Genomic DNA, 19,214 nt, shown 5'->3' on the forward strand with positions numbered 1-19,214 from the left:
GTTATCAAATTTTTGATTTAATTTGTATTCTAATTACAAAAAATAAAATCAACCTTTTTCATGCAACCCATTCAAGCAACTAATTATTCGATTTACTTTAACCAAGATTGCTATACTTTTTTGGATTCTTTCTTAGTAGAAAATAAGTATTCCAAACTTTTTATTCTAGTTGATTCAAATACAAATGAAAATTGTCTGCCTCATTTTCTTTCATTAATTGCTACCGAAATCGTCATCGAAATCATTGAAATTGAGTCGGGCGAAGAACATAAAAACATAGAAAGTTGTCTTCAAATATGGGAAGCACTTACAGAATTGGGTGGCGATCGAAAAAGTTTGATTATTAATCTTGGTGGTGGCGTGATTACAGACATTGGCGGTTTTATAGCTTCTACTTTCAAACGCGGTATCGATTTTATAAATGTTCCCACAACTTTACTAGGAATGGTCGATGCGTCAATTGGAGGAAAAAACGGCGTTGATTTAGGAAATTTAAAAAACCAAATCGGTGTAATTAATTCCCCAAAAGCGGTTTTAGTGGATACTATTTATTTAGAAACGTTACCTCAAAACGAAATGCGTTCCGGTTTAGCCGAAATGTTGAAACACGGACTCATTTTTGACAAAGAATATTGGAATAAATTTGACAATTTGGGCAAATTATCTTCGGATGATTTAGATGATTTAATTTATCAATCCGTTGCTATAAAAAATGCTATCGTGATGCAAGATCCAACGGAAAACGGTATTCGAAAAGCATTGAATTTCGGTCACACATTAGGTCACGCTATCGAAAGTTTTTTCCTAGAAAATCCTTTAAAAAAAACACTTTTACACGGAGAAGCCATTGCTGTTGGAATGATTTTGGAAAGTTTTATTTCAATGAAAAAAGAATTAATTAGTTGGGATGAACATTTAGAGATAAAAACCACCATCAATTCCATTTTCGAAAGGGTTGTTGTTGATGAAAATGACATTGATCCAATCATCGATTTGTTGATTCACGACAAAAAAAATGAATATGGAACAATTCAATTTGCTCTTTTGGACGGAATTGGAAACACCAAACTGAACCAACTGGCTGATAACGAATTAATTGCTGAAGCTTTTGATGATTATAAAACATAACATTTTTTTTATCTTAGAGCTTGCATTTAGGTTATATTATTTTTTACATTTGCCTCAATGAAAAACAATCAAAACAAAAAGTGGGAAAATTTAACGACGTTCAATAATCATTGGCCTTTTCAATGTTTTATTATGAATAGTATAAATTCTAAAAATGCTTTTAATTTTGATAATTCAGAAAATTCCAAAATGTTTCAGGAAAAACTGCAAATTATATTTGCAAATATTCGGGTTTGAAATTTAGATTAATTAATTTTTTATTTTACTTTTAATCTAAATTACTTAAATCTAAATGAATACTAAATATTTCGACTTAATCAATCAAACATTCTACTTTCCGCAAGAAGAGTTCACGCTAAACAAAGACAACCTTCAATTTCACCAAATCGACTTGATGAAAATTGTGGAACAGTACGGAACGCCACTAAAATTTACTTATTTACCTCAAATTTCTAATAACATCAACCGTGCAAAAGGTTGGTTTAGAAAAGCGATGGAGAAAAATAAGTACGATGCTAAGTATTACTATTGTTATTGTACGAAAAGCTCGCACTTCAGCTTTATTATGAATGAAGCATTTAAGAACAACATTCATATCGAAACATCTTCTGCATTTGACATAAATATTGTTGAAAATTTAATGGCAGAAGGTAAAATCAATAAAAACACTTATGTTGTTTGCAATGGTTTTAAACGTGAACAATACATTGATAATATCGCACGATTGATTAACAACGGCCATAATAAAACAATTCCTGTAATCGACAATTTTGAGGAATTGGATTTGCTGCAAGAAAAAATTGACGGTAAATTCAAAATCGGAATTCGTATTGCTGCCGAAGAAGAACCAAAATTTGAATTTTACACCTCTCGTTTAGGCATTGGTTATAAAAATATTGTTCCTTTTTACAGAAAACAAATTGAAGAGAATAAAAAAGTAGAACTAAAAATGCTTCACTTTTTTATTAATACCGGAATACGTGATACCGCCTATTATTGGAATGAGCTATTAAAGTGTATGAAAGTATACGTTGCTTTGAAAAAAGAATGTCCAACATTAGACAGCTTGAACATCGGTGGTGGTTTTCCCATTAAAAACTCACTAGCTTTTGAATACGATTACCAATATATGATTGACGAAATCATCAATCAAATTAAAATATCATGCGAAGAAGCAGAAGTAGATGTACCAAACATTTTTACAGAATTCGGTTCGTTCACCGTTGGTGAAAGTGGCGGTGCCATTTACCAAGTTTTATACCAAAAACAACAAAATGACCGTGAAAAGTGGAATATGATTGATTCGTCTTTCATCACTACTTTGCCGGATACGTGGGCCATTAACAAACGTTTTGTGATGTTGGCCATCAACCGATGGAACGATACATACGAACGTGTTTTGTTGGGAGGATTAACATGCGACAGTGACGATTATTACAACTCAGAACAAAACATGAACGCGGTTTACTTACCAAAATACAATAAAGAAAAACCGCTCTATATCGGCTTTTTTAATACCGGAGCATACCAAGAAACCATAGGCGGATTTGGTGGATTACACCACTGTTTGATTCCGCAACCCAAACATATATTAATAGACCGTGATGAAAACGGCATCTTGGCAACAGAAGTTTTTTCTGAACAGCAAAGTGCTGAGCAAGTACTGTCTATTTTGGGATACGATAAAAAATAACATTTTTTGTTTTAAAAACCTTTTTTCTTTTCAGAAAAAAGGTTTTTCTTTGACCCACACAAATACGAATACAATTTAAGAATAACAAAATGAGTAAAGGACCTATCAGTCAATTTATTGAAAAAAATTATCTTCATTTTAATGCAGCAGCTTTAGTCGATGCAGCAAAGGGATATGAACAACATTTGCTTGAAAACGGGAAAATGATGATTACTCTTGCCGGTGCCATGAGCACCGCTGAGTTAGGAAAATCGTTAGCAGAAATGATTCGTCAAGACAAAGTACATATCATTTCGTGTACGGGTGCGAACTTAGAGGAAGATATTATGAATTTGGTCGCTCATAATTCATACAAAAGAGTTCCAAATTACCGGGATTTGAGTCCTGAAGATGAATGGGATTTACTTGAAAATCACTATAATAGAGTTACTGACACGTGTATTCCTGAAGAAGAAGCTTTCCGTAGATTACAATCGCATTTGTTTGACATTTGGAACAATGCTGATTCAAAAGGAGAACGTTATTTTCCGCATGAATTTATGTATCAGATGATTAATTCGGGTGTTTTAAAACAATATTACGAAATTGATCCAAAGGATTCTTGGATGGTTGCTGCGGCTGAGAAAAATTTACCAATTGTTGTTCCGGGATGGGAAGACAGCACAATGGGTAATATTTTCGCTTCCTATTGCATCAAAGGTACTTTTAAACCGACCACGATGAAAAGTGGAATTGAATATATGATGTGGTTGGCCGATTGGTATCCTAAAAATTCAACCGGAAAAGGAGTTGGATTCTTCCAAATTGGTGGAGGAATTGCAGGTGATTTCCCGATTTGTGTGGTACCAATGCTATACCAAGATATGGAAATGCATGATGTTCCGTTTTGGAGTTATTTCTGCCAAATTTCTGATTCAACAACAAGTTATGGTTCCTATTCCGGAGCGGTTCCGAACGAAAAAATTACGTGGGGAAAATTAGATATTGCCACACCCAAATTTATTATAGAATCCGATGCAACCATTGTTGCCCCATTAATATTTGCTTACTTACTTGATTTATAACAGATTTTTTTATGAGAAGAATTATTGTTGACTATGCTAAACTAACGAATGATATTCTTTCGATGCTTGTGGAAAAATTTCCTGATGGCTACGAAGATAGCGATATTATTCGCTTTAGAAATGCTCAAAACGAATTGATTGAAGCGGTTGAAGTTCGAACTGAAGATACCATTTATTTGGTTAAAGTCAGTAAAAAACTTGCCACACGAATTGAAAACTTTGAAGAGGATGAAGATTTAGATGTAGAAGTTGAAACTATTGCACCCGTAAAGGGTCTCGATTTAGAAGATGATATAGATGAAGTAGACGTGGATGAAGAAGATGAAGATGCACCATCTGATGATGATGTAGAAATTGATTTATTAAAGGATACAGGTGGTTCGGACGACGACGATGACGACGACGATGATTTTGATGATGAACCTTCCGATGACGAAGAAGAAGAAGAATATTAAAAAGAGAGCCTAATTTGGCTCTCTTTTTGTTTAAAATAACAGCTTAATTTCTTTAATTCCAAAAGAAACTATTGAATCATTTTCTAATAAAACATTCAATAATCCATTAGGTGATACATGTTGAATAATACCCATAAACTTTTCGCCTTTCACATTTTCAAATGCCATTGGAATTCCTATTTTAAATAATTTTTGATGATATAAATTCCAAATCAAATCAGACTGCAAATCAATTTTAATAACAAACTGTTTGATGGAAAGACAAAGTTCTTGCAGCATAGCACCCAAATCGTAATTAACGCCTGTTTTAAGTTGTAAAGAAGAAGCATTTGGAAGATTTTCAAACTTAATTTGATTCACATTCAGTCCAATTCCAACTATCGAAAAAACTTCACCATTCGATTTAAAACTGTTTTCTATCAAAATACCGCCAATTTTATGATTACCTGACATAATGTCGTTTGGCCATTTTACAGTTATTGAAGGAATTTTATATTGTTCTAAAACAGAAATTACAGCCAAAGAAACAACGATATTTAAGGTGTAAAGTTGTTTAAAATCTACAATTAAATCTTTTACTAAAATACTAAATGTCAAGTTTTTACCGAAATCAGATTGCCAAACCGACCCCATTTGTCCTTTCCCATTGGTCTGACTATCCGATACAATAATGGTAAAATTATCAACCACTTGTTTGGACATCAACTCCTTTAAATAGTCATTTGTTGAATGAATGGCACTTAGTTTGATGATATCCATAGAAATAAATTATATATAAATCGTTCTAAAGTTGTGTTAAGCTTCAAAAATAAACACAATTTTTGATAACTTTGCGAAAATATTAAAATAGTAAATGGCGAACAAGAAAGTTAGTAAAGATGAGTTGCTAGTAAACATCATCAAAGGAATAGAAGAAGTTAAGGGAAATGACATCGACATTTTAGATTTACGAGAAATCGAAAATACTGTTTGCGATTACTTCATCATTTGCAACGGTAACTCCAATACGCAAGTTAATGCGATTGTGAACTCGGTTCAAAAAACAGTTTCAAAAGAATTAAAAGACAAACCTTGGCATGTAGAAGGCTCAGACAATGCCGAGTGGGTTTTGATGGATTATGTGGACATTGTTGTTCATGTATTTCAAAAACACGTGCGTGAATTTTATAACATAGAAGGATTGTGGGGTGATGCTAAAATCACCACGATTCCCAACAAAATTTAAAAAATTGCTAAAGAAAAAAATAAATAATGTCAAAAGAAAATAATTCTACTCCAAATCCGAATAAATTTAAATTTAATCCCTGGCTAATTTATTTTATTGTTGCCGGTATTTTTATTTTTATCAGCGTTATTTCCGGCGGAAGTTCATTTCAAGAACCGGGAAAACTTACTATTTCAAAATTCAATGAATACCTCGAAAATGGTGAAATTGAAAAAGTTTTAGTTTATAACAAAGGGGAAAACCTTAGTGAAGCTGAAATTTATATTACCAAGGAAGCTCTCAAAGACCAAAAACATAAAGGTGTTATCAATGACGTGTTAGGTAGAGAGAATAAAGGTGCTCATTATCTTTTGCCTAATATTGGTGATGTGAAGTTATTTCAAGATAAACTTGAAACGGCAAAAAAAGAAAACAAACTAGCGGATTACAATTATTTAGTAAAGAGTAATTGGTCTGGTATTTTGATTAATTTTTTACCCATAATTCTAATCATTGTCATTTGGATTATTATCATGCGTAGAATGTCTGGTGGAGGTGCCGGTGGAGGCGGTGGTCAAATCTTTAATATCGGGAAATCGAGGGCTAAGTTATTTGACGAAAAAACAGACGTAAAGGTTTCTTTTAAAGATGTAGCCGGATTAGAAGGTGCCAAAGAGGAAGTGCAAGAAATTGTAGAATTTTTAAAAAATCCTGAAAAATATACAAACTTAGGAGGGAAAATTCCAAAAGGTGCTTTGCTCGTTGGTCCTCCTGGAACAGGAAAAACATTACTAGCTAAAGCGGTTGCCGGTGAAGCAAAAGTGCCCTTCTTCTCCTTATCAGGTTCCGATTTCGTTGAAATGTTTGTGGGTGTTGGAGCATCTAGGGTTCGTGACTTATTCAAACAAGCCAAAGACAAATCGCCTGCCATTATTTTTATTGATGAAATTGATGCCGTGGGTCGTGCTCGTGGAAAAAACAATATGTCGGGCTCTAATGACGAAAGAGAAAATACACTAAATCAATTGCTTACAGAAATGGATGGTTTTGGAACCAACACAAATGTGATCGTGTTAGCTGCAACCAACCGTGCTGATGTACTGGATAAAGCATTAATGAGAGCAGGTCGCTTTGATCGTCAGATTTACGTTGATTTACCGGATATTCGTGAACGTAAAGAAATTTTTGAAGTACATCTCGCTCCTTTAAAGAAAGTAGAAGGTTTAGATACCGATTTCTTAGCCAAGCAAACACCAGGTTTTTCTGGGGCTGATATCGCAAACGTATGTAATGAAGCTGCTTTAATTGCCGCTAGAAATAACAAAACAGCAGTAGATAAACAGGATTTCTTGGATGCCGTTGACAGAATTGTTGGCGGATTAGAAAAGAAAAACAAAATTGTTACACCTGCAGAAAAAAGAGCCATTGCTACACACGAAGCAGGACATGCTACCGTGAGTTGGATGTTGGAACACGCTGCACCATTGGTAAAAGTAACTATTGTTCCGAGAGGACAAAGTTTAGGTGCCGCTTGGTATTTGCCGGAAGAAAGACTTATTGTTCGCCCGGATCAAATGCTGGACGAAATGTGTGCCACTATGGGTGGAAGAGCGGCAGAAAAAGTGATTTTTGATACCATTTCTACCGGAGCATTAAGTGATTTAGAAAAAGTGACTAAACAGGCACGTGCTATGGTAACAATCTACGGTTTAAATGATAAACTTGGAAACATTACTTACTATGATTCGACTGGACAAAGCGAGTATAGTTTTTCTAAACCTTATTCAGAAGAAACAGCAGTAACAATTGATAAAGAAATCTCAGGATTAATCGAAAGTCAGTACCAAAGAGCTATCAAATTATTAGAGGAAAACAAAGATAAATTGATTCAATTAGCCGATATTTTAATTGAAAAAGAAGTGATTTTTAAAGATGATTTAGAAGCAATTTTCGGTAAAAGACCTTACGGAGACGAAAGTCATGTTTCGGTTGGTGTAGAATAAATTTTCTATTTTAAGGTAAAAAACATAAAAAACTCAATTCAAAATCACTTTTGAATTGAGTTTTTTTTATCTTTGAACGATTTCAATTACGAATTGCAGAATTTGTCACAAAAATATGAGTCTTTTTAAAAAATTATTTGGTACCGGAAACGATGCTTCTGATGAAAATAAGAGGGACGAAGCTAGTCCGTTCAACCCCGAATCAAAAATTCCAGTGGACGAAATGTTTACTTTCAATTTTAAAAAAAATGGAGGTAAATTTTTATATTGTGAAAATTTAGAAGAAGTTAATGAACAGTTCTTAAATATTTTAGAAGAAAATGATTGGTTTGAGTGTGAGGCTGTATGTTATGAACCAAAACTTTATCACTTTTTGGATGATAACAGATTAACCTACAAAAACACAGCCAGTCCAAGATTTCTTTTGGCAAGCTGTGAGAATTTAATTGCTGATGAAGGTTCAGTTTTATTAACATCCAATCAAATTAAACAAAATAAACCACACGAATTACCCGCAAATATTGTAGTTTTTGCCACTACAAGTCAAATTTTAGAAAGCAAAAGTGATGGTTTAAGAGAAATTAAAAAACGCTACGACAAAGATTACCCCACCAATATTACGACCATTAAATATTTTGAAAAAGCAAAAGAAGAAGATTTTCTTCATTATGGAAGTGCAGCCAAAAACCTGTACCTCCTGCTTTTAGAAGATTTATAAGATGAATGAAACGCTTATAAGAGCTTTATCGGGTGCAGTCTATGTTCTGTTATTATTAAGCTGCATACTCTATTCAAACATTACTTTCTACATTTTGTTCGGTCTCTTTTTGGCTCTGGCTGTACTTGAATTTTGCAAATTAGTTCGACTCAATTATGTAACTCCGCTGATCATAGCCGTAGTGAGTTATATTATTTTCTACAACACACCTTTTAATGCATTATACGATGGAATTATTACATTAATTAGTATTTTAGTTGCAATTCAATTGATCTTTTTTCTGTTTTCAAAGAAAGATAAAATTTTTAAAGAATATGAAAAGTGGCTCTACGTTGTAGGCTATATCATCTTACCGTTTATTATTTTAACTAAAATTCCAATTGGGGTTCAGGGTTATAATCCCAGAATATTAATGGGTATTTTTATTTTAATTTGGACGAATGATACGTTTGCTTACGTGGTTGGAAAATCAATCGGAAAACATAAACTTTTTGAACGTATTTCTCCCAAAAAAACCATCGAAGGATTTTTTGGAGGTTTAACCTTCAGTGTTTTAGGTAGCATTGTAATTGCAAAGTTTTTAATCGGAACAGCCAATATCGGAATATGGATTGGAATAGCCATTTTAGTTAGTATATTTGCAACACTAGGCGATTTAATTCAGTCAAAGTTCAAACGACTAGCGGGAGTGAAAGACAGTGGAAAAATCATGCCCGGTCACGGAGGCATATTAGACCGGTTAGACAGTATTATTTACGTGGCACCATTCATTTTTTTGTTTTACCAAATTTTAAATTATGTTTCATAAAGAAGGAGCAAAAATCATTTTAATAGCAACCATTTTTGTGGCGGCTTTGATTTTATTAGCAGATCATTTCATATCATTAACGTGGTTAAGAATGACAATTCAGATTATTGGTTTGATTTTTTTGATACTAATCTTGCAATTTTTTAGAAATCCAAAACGATTCACTCAAAACAATGATCATCATGTAATTGCTCCTGTTGATGGAAAAGTAGTGGTGATAGAAGAAGTTTTTGAACCGGAATATTTTAAGGATAAACGACTTCAAGTATCTATTTTCATGTCGCCAATCAATGTTCACGTTACACGTTATGCCGTGAATGGAAAAATAAATTTTAGCAAATATCATCCCGGAAAATATTTAGTTGCTTGGCATCCTAAAGCCAGTACCGAAAACGAACGAACCACAGTTGTGATTGAAAACCAAATTTTTGGCGAAGTTTTATACCGCCAAATTGCAGGAGCATTGGCTCGAAGAATTGTAAACTATGCCAAAGAAGGAACAATGGTAAAACAAGGAACAGACGCCGGTTTTATTAAATTTGGTTCAAGAGTAGATTTATTCTTACCTTTAGGTTCTAAAATAAACGTTAGTTTAAACCAAACCGTAAAAGGTGGAGAAACCGTTGTAGCCGAAAAATAAATGGCGGAGAAAGATTTAGATACACGCTTTCAAGAAGCTTTTGAAAAAGCATCAAACATGACTGAGCAATTGCCTCAGGATGTCATGCTACGTATTTATGCGTATTACAAACAGGCTACACATGATACTGTAGGTTATAAACAATTGAGCAATAACGATCTGAGAAATGCTTTTAAAACGAATGCTTGGATGCAAATTAGTCATATAACACACGATGAAGCCAAAGAATTGTATATCGAAACAATTAATTCATTACTAAATAAAAAAAAATAATATTATGAAAAAATTAATTTTATCTGCTTTAATTGTCTCAACCCTATTAAGTTGTAACAACAGCAAAAAATTAGAAGAAGTAGTTGAAGTTCCATTACCGGAAAAAGAAGAAGTCGTGACAGAAATGGGCAACCCTGCCGATGTGAAAGTGGATGAAGGGGGAGCTTTTGAAATGATTGCATTGCCTTATGCCTACGATGCTTTAGAACCGCACATTGATGCCAAAACTATGGAAATTCATTTTTCAAAGCATCATTTAGGCTATGCAAACAATTTGAACAAAGCCACTGCCGGAACAGAAATGGCAAATATGTCTATTGAAGATATCTTTAAAAAATTAGATTTAGAAAACAAAGCGGTTAGAAATAATGGTGGAGGCTATTATAACCACAATTTCTTTTGGGAAATAATGGCTGCCAACAAAGGTGGCGAACCAACCGGAGCCGTTGCAGAAGCTATCACAAAAGATTTTGGAAGTTTTGCCGATTTTAAAACACAATTTGTTGATGCTGCAACAAAACAATTCGGTTCAGGTTGGGCATGGTTAATTGTTGATAAAACCGGGAAATTAGTTATCACAACAACCGCTAATCAAGACAATCCATTAATGACAAAATTAGGAAATTCAGGAACACCAATATTAGCTGTTGATGTTTGGGAACATGCTTATTATCTAAAACACCAAAATAAAAGAAAAGATTACTTAGAAGGTTTCTTTAATGTAATTAATTGGGATAAAGTAACTGAAAAATATACGGCAGCAACGACTGTGAAATAATATTTTTTATTCAAAATTGAAAAGGTTTGTTGAAGTAAAATTCGGCAAACCTTTTTTTATTTATTTTTTCTTTCCAAAATCACTTCCACCGGTCGATTCGTTCGAGGTCCAAATTGCTGAGCTTGACGTTCATTTTCGGATGAACATAAAACATACATATTAAACGGATAAAGCTGAATGAGTTGTGTTTCAAATGAGCCTCCGTTTTCTTCGCCGTCGATATCTTGTATCTTGATAAAATAATTTTCTGCTTTAAAAGTAGTAGCAACCGAAAGTAAATAATTCTCTTTCGCAAACGGAAAAAACCATTTAGCATCCGGTGCATCAGTTGACACTTTATTGTTATTGTTGTCTATTTTGTAATTCATTTTAAAAACTAACGGTTCGTTTCTGTTCGTCCAACTCAATAAATTATTCACGTTAATCACTTCTCTTCCCAAGCTGTCTGCGACGGTAATTCGCAATCCTTTGATAGTTATGGTTTTTCCTTTTTCGTGAACATTGATAACTAAGTACGAAGTGAAATCATAACCGCAATGTTGTGCGTTGATGACTTGTGCTTTTGCAGAAAAGTTAAGAAGTAGAATAAATAAAAGTAGAATTCTCATAATAATTTGATGATGTTGTAAAGATACGAAAGCAAAAGTTATTCCAAAATAAATAGAACACGGTTTAAACAGATTAGCAAAGCTAAACGCTGGTGAACACGGATTTTAAAATTAAAGAAATTTAAAAAAAAAAAGCACTCTTTTCAGAATGCTTCTTTTATTTTTAATGGAACACGGATTTTATAGATTGAATGGATTTCCGCTGATTATGATAGCTTTGCTATAATGGATTAAAAAGGATTCATTTAGCAAACATTTTCTTTGAAGAAAAAGTCTCCAACCTAGAACCCGCAACTCGTAACCCGCAACTTCCCTACTTCACCTCCATCAACTCCACGTCAAAAATCAACGTAGCATCAGGTGGAATTACACCACCGGCACCACGAGATCCGTAACCTAGATAAGATGGAATCACAAAACGAGCTTTATCGCCTACTTGTAATAATTGAATTCCTTCGTCCCAACCTTCAATTACGTGACCTTTTCCGAGTGGAAAATCGATGGGTTGTTTTCTTTTGTACGACGAATCAAAAACTACTCCGTTTTCTAAAGAACCGGAATAATGAACCGAAACGGTTTTCCCTTTTTCAGCTTGTTTTCCATTTCCTTTTTGGATAATTTTATAGCGTAAACCGCTCTCTGTTTTTTCAAAACCGGCGGATAATTTTTCTAAGGCTTCTTCTGCTTTTTGTTTTTCTTCGGCAATTCTTTTTTCTCTTGAACCTTCAAATGTTCTGAACGCTTCGATGGCATTCCACTTTTGAGTTTCCTCGCCTACTCTAACAATTTCTAGGGTTTCTAACACATCCCCTTGAGCGATTGCATCCACCACATCTTGTCCTTCTAACACATTTCCAAACACAGAATGTTTTTTATCTAACCAAGGTGTTGCAACATGCGTGATGAAAAATTGCGATCCGTTTGAACCCGGTCCTGAATTTGCCATTGACAAAACGCCTGGAGTATCGTGACGCAAATCAGGGTGAAATTCGTCGTCAAATTGATAACCCGGTCCACCGGTTCCTTGACCTTGCGGACAACCACCTTGAATCATAAAATCAGAAATAACCCGGTGAAATTTTAATCCATCATAATACGGTTTTCCCATTGGTTTGGCGTCGTTTTCTAATTGTCCTTCGGCTAAACCAACAAAGTTCCCTACTGTTCCCGGTGTTTTATCATGCGTCAATTTTACTAAAATGGTACCTTTTGTGGTATTGAATTTAGCGTATATTCCGTTTTCCATCGTATGTTTTATTTTAATTGAGGTGCAAATTTAAGATATTATTGTTGATTAACCTTATTTTTATGAAGGCTGATTGTTGAAAATGAATTTATTTTGAAAGCAGAATCCCCTAGCCCGGACCTTGCCTACCGGCAGGCAGGTTGAAACGGAAAGCTTTTTTTGAAAAAACAAATTAGTTTTGTTGGCTTGGCAAAGCGACCTTGGGAGCTCTTGCCGAGGCTTACAAAACTTTTGTTTTGAAAAAAACTTGTAGTGAAAAGCCGGAATAGCTTCTGAAAAATAAGTATTTTTGCCAAAAATTAGTTGTATGCGAATTGATATTATCACGGTTTTACCTGAACTTTTACGAAGTCCGTTTGAGGCATCGATTTTGAAACGTGCGATCGACAAAGGTTTGGTGGAAGTGCACGTGCATAATTTGCGTGATTATACGACCAACAAGCAGAAAAATGTGGACGATTATCAGTTTGGCGGTGGTGCCGGAATGGTGATGTCGATTCAGCCGATTGACGATTGTATTGCGAAATTGAAGAGTGAACGTGACTATGACGAAGTGATTTATATGTCTCCGGACGGTGAAACGCTGAATCAGAAAATGGCGAATTCGATGTCGATGTTGCACAATATTATTATTCTTTGCGGCCATTATAAAGGTGTTGACCAACGGGTTCGTGATCATTTTATTACGAAAGAAATTTCGATTGGTGATTATGTACTTTCGGGTGGCGAATTGGGTGCGGCTGTTTTGAGTGATGCGATTATTCGGTTGATTCCGGGAGTTTTGAGCAATGAAACGTCGGCTTTGACGGATAGTTTTCAGGATAATTTGCTTTCAGGTCCGATTTATACACGTCCGGCAGAATACAAAGGGTGGAAAGTACCTGCTGTTTTGTTGAGCGGAAATTTTGCCGAAATTGATAAATGGCGTGAGAATCAAGCGTATGAGCATACGAAGAATAGACGGCCGGATTTGTTGGAGGAATAGTTGACTGTTGTCCGTTGTCTGTTATCTGTTTTTGGTTAAGAAGCTTTTGTTTTTCACTATCTTTGTTATTGAAATACCAATTTATGCACACCAATTTACGAACGGTAAATGTTACCCGCTATATCACTCCTTTGCGAGAAGGTGGTTCTTTGCCAGCGTTGGCCGAAGCCGATGATGATTTTAAGTATGTTTTAAAATTTCGTGGTGCCGGTCACGGTGTGAAAGCGTTGATTGCTGAATTTTTGGGTGGTCAAATTGCACGGTTTTTAGGTTTACCTGTTCCTGAATTAGTTTTTGCTACGCTTGATGAAGCCTTTGGAAGAACTGAAGGTGATGAGGAAATTCAGGATTTATTGCAAGGCAGTCAAGGTCTGAATTTAGGTTTGCACTTTCTTTCGGGAGCATTAACGTATGATGCAGCTGTGAATGATTGTGATGCTCTTTTGGCATCCAAAATTGTTTGGTTGGATGCATATATTACCAATGTTGACCGCACTTTTAAGAACACCAACTTATTGATTTGGAAAAAAGAACTTTGGCTAATTGACCACGGAGCAGCTTTTTATTTCCATCATTCGTGGGATAATTGGAAAGAAAATGCGTTGACTCCGTTTTCCTTGATTAAAGACCACGTTTTATTACCAAAAGCCACTCGTTTAGAGGATGTAAACAACGAATTTACATCAAAATTAAACGATACTGTTTTACGTGAAATTGTAAATCAAATTCCGGAAGATTGGTTACTCTGGGAAGATCAAGCGATAACCCCTACTGAAATAAAAGAAGTTTATTTTCAATTTTTGTCCATTAGATTGGCAAATGCATCCGTATTTTTAAAACAAGCACAAGATGTCCGCACCACACTTATATGAGTACGCCGTAATCCGCGTTGTACCAAGGGTGGAGCGTGAAGAATTCATTAATATTGGTTTGATGGTTTTTTGTAAACATCAAAAATATTTACGGATTCAATATGAAATTCCGGTTGAAAAAATTCGTTTTTTGGATGCTGAATTCGATTTAGCTCAATTAAAAATCAATTTAGAAGCTTTTTCAAAAATCTGCTCAGGCAAAAAAGAGGGTGGTCCAATTGCCGCTTTTGAAGCGGCGGAACGATTTAGATGGTTAACCGCCGTGAAGAGTTCAAGCATACAAACATCAAGACCGCATTCGGGTTTAAGTTTTGATTTGGATGGAACTTTTGAACGATTGTATGCGGAGTTGGTTTTGTGATAAATGACATTTCATTTCTTTAAATTAGAATAAATTTTATGACTCCAATCAAAACAGCCCTTCTAGCCTATGGACTTTCCGGAAAAATTTTTCACGCTCCTTTTTTGGCGACTAATGAAGGATTTGAATTGTATGCTGTTTTAGAACGAAATAATCAAAAAGCAAAAAATGATTTTCCGGATGTGAAAAGTTATGCTTCGTTAGAAGAACTTTTGGCGGATAATTCGATTGAATTAGTGGTGGTCAACACACCAAATAACACACATTTTGAATTGGCGAAACAATGTTTGCAAGCAAAAAAACACGTCTTATTAGAAAAACCTGCAACGGCAACTCCTGAAGAATTTTTAGAATTAATGGAATTGGCTAAATCGGTCAACAAACAACTTTTAGTCTATCAAAACCGCCGATGGAGCAGTGACATTTGTGCGGCAAAAGACATCATAAAATCAGGAAAATTAGGCGATATTGTTGAAGTTCATTTGCGTTTTGATCGTTTTCGTCCCGATATTAGTGTAAAAGGATTTAAAGAAAATGAATTGCCCGGAAGCGGAATTTTATATGATTTAGGTTCACATTTAATTGATCAAGCGATTTCAATTTTTGGCAAACCGAAAAAGCATTATGTTCAAAAAGGAATGTATCGCAATGGCACTTTGGTGGATGATTATGCGTTTGTGCATCTTTTGTTTGAAAATCAAGTAAATGCTTTTATAACTGCGAGTTTACATGTGCTTGACGTTCAATCGGGAATTGTGATTCAAGGCACAAAAGGAAGTTTCATTAAAGATTTTTGTGACGAGCAAGAAAATCAATTGATGGCAGGAATGACTCCAAATCATCCGGATTTTGGGTTGGAATTGGAAAACAAAGAGGGAAAATTGACTTATGTTGATGAAAATAATAATGTGATTACAGAACTAATTCCTTCTCTAAAAGGAAATTTTAATGGTTTGTTTGATGAAGTGTATGAATGTATTCGGGATGAAAAAACGTTTTCTGTTAGGAATGAGGAGATTTTGGAGCAGATTAGAATATTGATTTGCATTGAAAATTAACTTTTTTAAATTTTAAACCATTAAGGTATTAAGTTTCATTTAGAAAAAACTAAAATAAAACTCCCATACTAATTTCGAGAAAAGTATTAGATTTTAATATGCTATCGAGTTATTCAAAAAACCTTAATGTCTTTTAATACCTTAATGGTTTAAAAACAAAAAATTACTTATTTTAATTATAAACCAAAACGCTTATCAAATAAAAATCAACCAATTTAATTGTAATTTCAAAATAAATTGTAAATTTGCACCCACATTTGGACCAACCTCTGACGATAATCGTGTATGTTGCTCTGATAATCACTATTTTAACTTAATTGTTATGGCAGATTTAATGAAATTCGTTCAAGACGAATTTGTTACAAAAAAAGACTTTCCAGTATTTGGAGCAGGTGATACTATCACTGTGTATTACGAAATTAAAGAGGGTGAAAAAACAAGAACACAGTTCTTCAAAGGAGTTGTAATCCAAAGAAGAGGTTCTGGTGCAACCGAAACCTTTACCATCCGTAAAATGTCAGGTGCTGTTGGTGTGGAAAGAATTTTCCCGGTTAACATGCCTGCACTTCAAAAAGTAGAAGTTAACCAAAGAGGTAAAGTTAGAAGAGCTCGTATTTTCTACTTCAGAGACCTTACCGGTAAAAAAGCAAAAATCAAAGAAAGAAGAAGATAATCAACTTTCTACTCATAAAGAATCCCGTTTTGAAATTCAGAACGGGATTTTTTATTTCCTTCAATTTTAACAACTCACTCAATTTTTAATTCATTTTTTGTCAAATTACTAATTTTTAAAGTTCAGATTATCATATCCGTAATTCAATCGTTTTCGTTTATGGAATCTACCTGATTTCCACTTCCTTTTTCTTATCTTTGTAATCCTGATTTTTTCAGAAAAGCTTACAAAACAAAAACAAACAAACAAACAAACACATCATGTCAAAATCCAAAATTATTTATACAATTACGGATGAAGCTCCCATGCTTGCCACTCATTCTTTTTTACCTATTGTAAAAGCCTTTACTGCCCCGGCAGCCATATCAGTAGAAACTCGAGATATTTCATTAGCCGGACGAATTATTTCAAATTTTTCGGAATATTTAAAAGAAGATCAACGCATTCCAAACGATTTATTAGAATTAGGTCAACTGGCCACTACTCCGGAAGCCAATATAATTAAACTTCCAAATATATCCGCCTCTGTTCCTCAATTAAAAGAAGCGATTGCTGAACTACAGAAATTAGGCTATGCCATTCCCGAATTTGTTGAAAATCCACAAACCGAAGAAGAAAAAGCAATCAAAGCTAAATATGCTAAAGTATTAGGTTCGGCAGTAAATCCGGTTCTACGTGAAGGAAATTCCGATCGCCGTGCTCCGAAAGCAGTCAAAAATTACGCTCGTAAACACCCGCACAGTATGGGTGCTTGGAGTGCTGATTCTAAAACGCACGTTGCTCACATGACAGGTGGTGATTTTTATGGTAGTGAGCAATCGGTTTCAATTCCTGAAGCAACTACTTTCAAAATTGTTTTTGAAGCAAAAGATGGAACAACTAAAGTTTTAAAAGATACAACGCCTTTAAAAGCAGGCGAAATAATTGATAGTTCAGTAATGAATTTGAATAGTTTAAAAAAATTCATTGCCAACGAAATTGAAGATGCAAAAGCGAAAAATGTTTTGTTTTCAGTTCATTTAAAAGCAACCATGATGAAGGTTTCCGACCCTATTATTTTCGGAGCGATTGTGGATGTTTTCTTTGCCGATGTATTTGAAAAATATGCCGATTTGTTCAAAGAATTAGGTGTAAACACTAAGAATGGTTTAGGTGATGTATATGATAAAATTTCAGGTCATCCAAAACAAGCCGAGGTTGAAGCTGCTTTAACGGATGCTATGGCAAAAGGACCAGCGATTGCGATGGTAAATTCGGATAAAGGAATTACCAATCTTCATGTTCCTTCGGATGTGATTGTGGATGCTTCAATGCCGGCAATGATTCGAACTTCCGGTCAAATGTGGAACCAGGAAGGAAAACCTCAAGACACCAAAGCGATTATTCCGGACAGATGTTATGCCGGAATTTATACCGCTACGATTAATTTTTGTAAAAAACACGGAGCTTTTGACCCAAAAACAATGGGAAGCGTTCCTAATGTTGGTTTGATGGCTCAAGCTGCTGAAGAATATGGTTCGCACGATAAAACATTCCAAATAGATGACTTTGGTACAGTTAAAGTAATTAATGCAGAAGGAGCCATTTTAATGCAACAAGCCGTTGAAAAAGGCGACATTTTTAGAATGTGTCAAGTCAAAGATGCTCCTATTCAAGATTGGGTAAAATTAGCCGTAAACCGTGCGAGATTATCTAACACGCCTGCTGTTTTTTGGTTGGATGAAAACCGAGCTCACGACAGACAAATAATTGAAAGAGTAAATTTATATTTAAAAAACCACGATACAAGCGGATTAGATATTCGTATTCTGAATCCTATTGATGCGACTACTTTCACCTTAGAAAGAATAATCAAAGGATTAGACACCATTTCTGTAACAGGAAACGTTTTACGCGATTATTTAACCGATTTGTTTCCGATTTTGGAAGTGGGTACTTCAGCTAAAATGTTATCCATCGTTCCGTTAATGAATGGCGGTGGATTGTTTGAAACCGGTGCCGGTGGTTCTGCTCCCAAACATATTGAACAATTTATTGAAGAGGGCTATTTGCGTTGGGATTCATTAGGCGAATTTTTAGCACTTGGTGTTTCGTTAGAACATTTAGGTCAGTCGTTGAATAATGCAAAAGCATTGGTTCTTTCAGAAACGTTAGATTTGGCTACTGAAAAATTCTTAGAAACCGATAAATCGCCTGCCCGAGAAGTGGGTCAAATTGACAACAGAGGTTCGCATTTTTATTTAGCTTTATATTGGGCTCAGGCGTTGGCAGATCAAAACAAAGATGAGGAATTAAAAAACCTCTTCACTCCTATTGCTAAAGAATTAACTGAAAATGAATCTAAAATCAATGAAGAATTGATTGGTTCGCAAGGCAAAAAACAAGAAATCGGTGGTTATTACAAACCTGATTTTAAATTGTTAGAAAAAGCGATGCGTCCGAGTGAGACTTTAAATGCTGTTTTGGCGAAGTTGGGTTAGAAACAAGAATTGCACAGCTGTGTCATTTCGACGAAGGAGAAATCACATAGCGTTAAGCAATTAGGATATTATCTACTTTATGTGATTTCTCCTTCGTCGAAATGACACAGTCTAACATAGTAGTATTTAAGGGACGATAATTTCAAATGATTTTTATACAAAAAAGA

General features: G+C 34.7%; 20 protein-coding genes. 17 read left to right on the forward strand and 3 right to left on the reverse strand.

Annotation, left to right across the window (positions count from 1 at the left end):
* Positions 1-60: 60 nt before the first annotated feature.
* From aroB to B0I10_RS00345, 4 genes are all read left to right on the forward strand, one after another.
* Positions 61-1,128 (forward strand): 3-dehydroquinate synthase, encoded by a 1,068-nt coding sequence (aroB, locus tag B0I10_RS00325; protein WP_112084498.1) that lies wholly within the window; start codon positions 61-63, stop codon positions 1,126-1,128.
* 292 nt (positions 1,129-1,420) lie between these two features.
* A complete protein-coding gene (locus B0I10_RS00335; RefSeq protein ID WP_112084500.1) occupies positions 1,421-2,821 on the forward strand; it encodes an arginine decarboxylase in 1,401 nt (466 codons plus the stop codon).
* An 89-nt stretch (positions 2,822-2,910) separates the two neighbouring features.
* On the forward strand, positions 2,911-3,885 hold the full coding sequence (locus tag B0I10_RS00340) for a deoxyhypusine synthase family protein (protein ID WP_112084501.1): 975 nt from the start codon (positions 2,911-2,913) through the stop codon (positions 3,883-3,885).
* Between the two features lie 11 nt (positions 3,886-3,896).
* Positions 3,897-4,340: a DNA primase gene (locus tag B0I10_RS00345; protein ID WP_112084502.1), complete on the forward strand. Its 444-nt coding sequence runs from the start codon at positions 3,897-3,899 to the stop codon at positions 4,338-4,340.
* 30 nt (positions 4,341-4,370) lie between these two features.
* On the opposite strand, the gene B0I10_RS00350 is transcribed toward B0I10_RS00345, so the two are convergent.
* Positions 4,371-5,099, reverse strand: coding sequence for a biotin--[acetyl-CoA-carboxylase] ligase (locus B0I10_RS00350; RefSeq protein ID WP_112084503.1), 729 nt, complete (start codon positions 5,097-5,099; stop codon positions 4,371-4,373).
* 94 nt (positions 5,100-5,193) lie between these two features.
* Between B0I10_RS00350 and rsfS the strand changes: the two genes are divergently transcribed.
* The 7 genes from rsfS to B0I10_RS00385 all read left to right on the forward strand — a co-directional run bounded on the left by rsfS (position 5,194) and on the right by B0I10_RS00385 (position 10,764).
* Positions 5,194-5,565: a ribosome silencing factor gene (gene rsfS / locus B0I10_RS00355; RefSeq protein ID WP_112084504.1), complete on the forward strand. Its 372-nt coding sequence runs from the start codon at positions 5,194-5,196 to the stop codon at positions 5,563-5,565.
* A 26-nt stretch (positions 5,566-5,591) separates the two neighbouring features.
* On the forward strand, positions 5,592-7,547 hold the full coding sequence (gene ftsH / locus B0I10_RS00360; protein ID WP_112084505.1) for an ATP-dependent zinc metalloprotease FtsH: 1,956 nt from the start codon (positions 5,592-5,594) through the stop codon (positions 7,545-7,547).
* Between the two features lie 115 nt (positions 7,548-7,662).
* The gene (locus B0I10_RS00365) at positions 7,663-8,265 is read left to right on the forward strand and encodes an LUD domain-containing protein (protein ID WP_112084506.1); all 603 of its coding nucleotides are present in this window, start codon (positions 7,663-7,665) and stop codon (positions 8,263-8,265) included.
* Position 8,266: 1 nt separating this feature from the next.
* Positions 8,267-9,073, forward strand: coding sequence for a phosphatidate cytidylyltransferase (locus tag B0I10_RS00370; RefSeq protein ID WP_112084507.1), 807 nt, complete (start codon positions 8,267-8,269; stop codon positions 9,071-9,073).
* Entirely contained in the window at positions 9,063-9,713 is a 651-nt protein-coding gene (locus tag B0I10_RS00375; protein WP_112084508.1) for a phosphatidylserine decarboxylase family protein, read from the forward strand. Before B0I10_RS00370 ends, B0I10_RS00375 begins: the two co-directional genes overlap by 11 nt.
* Positions 9,714-9,986 (forward strand): acyl-CoA-binding protein, encoded by a 273-nt coding sequence (locus tag B0I10_RS00380; protein ID WP_112084509.1) that lies wholly within the window; start codon positions 9,714-9,716, stop codon positions 9,984-9,986. It abuts the gene before it with no gap.
* Between the two features lie 4 nt (positions 9,987-9,990).
* Complete coding sequence (locus B0I10_RS00385; RefSeq protein ID WP_112084510.1) at positions 9,991-10,764, forward strand: superoxide dismutase; 774 nt, start codon at positions 9,991-9,993, stop codon at positions 10,762-10,764.
* A 56-nt stretch (positions 10,765-10,820) separates the two neighbouring features.
* Here B0I10_RS00385 and B0I10_RS00390 read toward each other — a convergent pair whose 3' ends face one another.
* Together B0I10_RS00390 and B0I10_RS00395 are read right to left on the reverse strand one after the other, a co-directional pair.
* On the reverse strand, positions 10,821-11,372 hold the full coding sequence (locus B0I10_RS00390) for a hypothetical protein (RefSeq protein WP_112084511.1): 552 nt from the start codon (positions 11,370-11,372) through the stop codon (positions 10,821-10,823).
* A gap of 313 nt (positions 11,373-11,685) precedes the next feature.
* Complete coding sequence (locus B0I10_RS00395) at positions 11,686-12,618, reverse strand: peptidylprolyl isomerase (protein WP_112084512.1); 933 nt, start codon at positions 12,616-12,618, stop codon at positions 11,686-11,688.
* A 307-nt stretch (positions 12,619-12,925) separates the two neighbouring features.
* On the opposite strand from B0I10_RS00395, the gene trmD reads away from it, so the two are divergent.
* The 6 genes from trmD to B0I10_RS00425 all read left to right on the forward strand — a co-directional run bounded on the left by trmD (position 12,926) and on the right by B0I10_RS00425 (position 19,047).
* Positions 12,926-13,603: a tRNA (guanosine(37)-N1)-methyltransferase TrmD gene (gene trmD / locus B0I10_RS00400; protein ID WP_112084513.1), complete on the forward strand. Its 678-nt coding sequence runs from the start codon at positions 12,926-12,928 to the stop codon at positions 13,601-13,603.
* An 83-nt stretch (positions 13,604-13,686) separates the two neighbouring features.
* Entirely contained in the window at positions 13,687-14,475 is a 789-nt protein-coding gene (locus tag B0I10_RS00405; RefSeq protein WP_112084514.1) for a HipA family kinase, read from the forward strand.
* Positions 14,453-14,836 (forward strand): DUF3037 domain-containing protein, encoded by a 384-nt coding sequence (locus B0I10_RS00410; RefSeq protein WP_112084515.1) that lies wholly within the window; start codon positions 14,453-14,455, stop codon positions 14,834-14,836. Before B0I10_RS00405 ends, B0I10_RS00410 begins: the two co-directional genes overlap by 23 nt.
* A 38-nt stretch (positions 14,837-14,874) precedes the next feature.
* Positions 14,875-15,894 (forward strand): Gfo/Idh/MocA family oxidoreductase, encoded by a 1,020-nt coding sequence (locus tag B0I10_RS00415; RefSeq protein WP_112084516.1) that lies wholly within the window; start codon positions 14,875-14,877, stop codon positions 15,892-15,894.
* 322 nt (positions 15,895-16,216) lie between these two features.
* A complete protein-coding gene (rplS, locus tag B0I10_RS00420) occupies positions 16,217-16,567 on the forward strand; it encodes a 50S ribosomal protein L19 (protein ID WP_112084517.1) in 351 nt (116 codons plus the stop codon).
* 257 nt (positions 16,568-16,824) lie between these two features.
* Positions 16,825-19,047 (forward strand): NADP-dependent isocitrate dehydrogenase, encoded by a 2,223-nt coding sequence (locus B0I10_RS00425; protein WP_112084518.1) that lies wholly within the window; start codon positions 16,825-16,827, stop codon positions 19,045-19,047.
* Positions 19,048-19,214 lie beyond the last annotated feature (167 nt).

Origin of the sequence: Flavobacterium lacus, from assembly GCF_003268815.1 — a bacterium.
In the GTDB taxonomy this organism is placed as follows: Bacteria; Bacteroidota; Bacteroidia; order Flavobacteriales; family Flavobacteriaceae; genus Flavobacterium; species Flavobacterium lacus.

Coding starts and splice junctions, on each gene's coding strand:
- aroB (WP_112084498.1), top strand. CDS start 61: ATGCAACCCATTCAAGCAACTAATTATTCGATTTACTTTAACCAAGAT.
- B0I10_RS00335 (WP_112084500.1), top strand. CDS start 1,421: ATGAATACTAAATATTTCGACTTAATCAATCAAACATTCTACTTTCCG.
- B0I10_RS00340 (WP_112084501.1), top strand. CDS start 2,911: ATGAGTAAAGGACCTATCAGTCAATTTATTGAAAAAAATTATCTTCAT.
- B0I10_RS00345 (WP_112084502.1), top strand. CDS start 3,897: ATGAGAAGAATTATTGTTGACTATGCTAAACTAACGAATGATATTCTT.
- B0I10_RS00350 (WP_112084503.1), bottom strand. CDS start 5,099: ATGGATATCATCAAACTAAGTGCCATTCATTCAACAAATGACTATTTA.
- rsfS (WP_112084504.1), top strand. CDS start 5,194: ATGGCGAACAAGAAAGTTAGTAAAGATGAGTTGCTAGTAAACATCATC.
- ftsH (WP_112084505.1), top strand. CDS start 5,592: ATGTCAAAAGAAAATAATTCTACTCCAAATCCGAATAAATTTAAATTT.
- B0I10_RS00365 (WP_112084506.1), top strand. CDS start 7,663: ATGAGTCTTTTTAAAAAATTATTTGGTACCGGAAACGATGCTTCTGAT.
- B0I10_RS00370 (WP_112084507.1), top strand. CDS start 8,267: ATGAATGAAACGCTTATAAGAGCTTTATCGGGTGCAGTCTATGTTCTG.
- B0I10_RS00375 (WP_112084508.1), top strand. CDS start 9,063: ATGTTTCATAAAGAAGGAGCAAAAATCATTTTAATAGCAACCATTTTT.
- B0I10_RS00380 (WP_112084509.1), top strand. CDS start 9,714: ATGGCGGAGAAAGATTTAGATACACGCTTTCAAGAAGCTTTTGAAAAA.
- B0I10_RS00385 (WP_112084510.1), top strand. CDS start 9,991: ATGAAAAAATTAATTTTATCTGCTTTAATTGTCTCAACCCTATTAAGT.
- B0I10_RS00390 (WP_112084511.1), bottom strand. CDS start 11,372: ATGAGAATTCTACTTTTATTTATTCTACTTCTTAACTTTTCTGCAAAA.
- B0I10_RS00395 (WP_112084512.1), bottom strand. CDS start 12,618: ATGGAAAACGGAATATACGCTAAATTCAATACCACAAAAGGTACCATT.
- trmD (WP_112084513.1), top strand. CDS start 12,926: ATGCGAATTGATATTATCACGGTTTTACCTGAACTTTTACGAAGTCCG.
- B0I10_RS00405 (WP_112084514.1), top strand. CDS start 13,687: ATGCACACCAATTTACGAACGGTAAATGTTACCCGCTATATCACTCCT.
- B0I10_RS00410 (WP_112084515.1), top strand. CDS start 14,453: ATGTCCGCACCACACTTATATGAGTACGCCGTAATCCGCGTTGTACCA.
- B0I10_RS00415 (WP_112084516.1), top strand. CDS start 14,875: ATGACTCCAATCAAAACAGCCCTTCTAGCCTATGGACTTTCCGGAAAA.
- rplS (WP_112084517.1), top strand. CDS start 16,217: ATGGCAGATTTAATGAAATTCGTTCAAGACGAATTTGTTACAAAAAAA.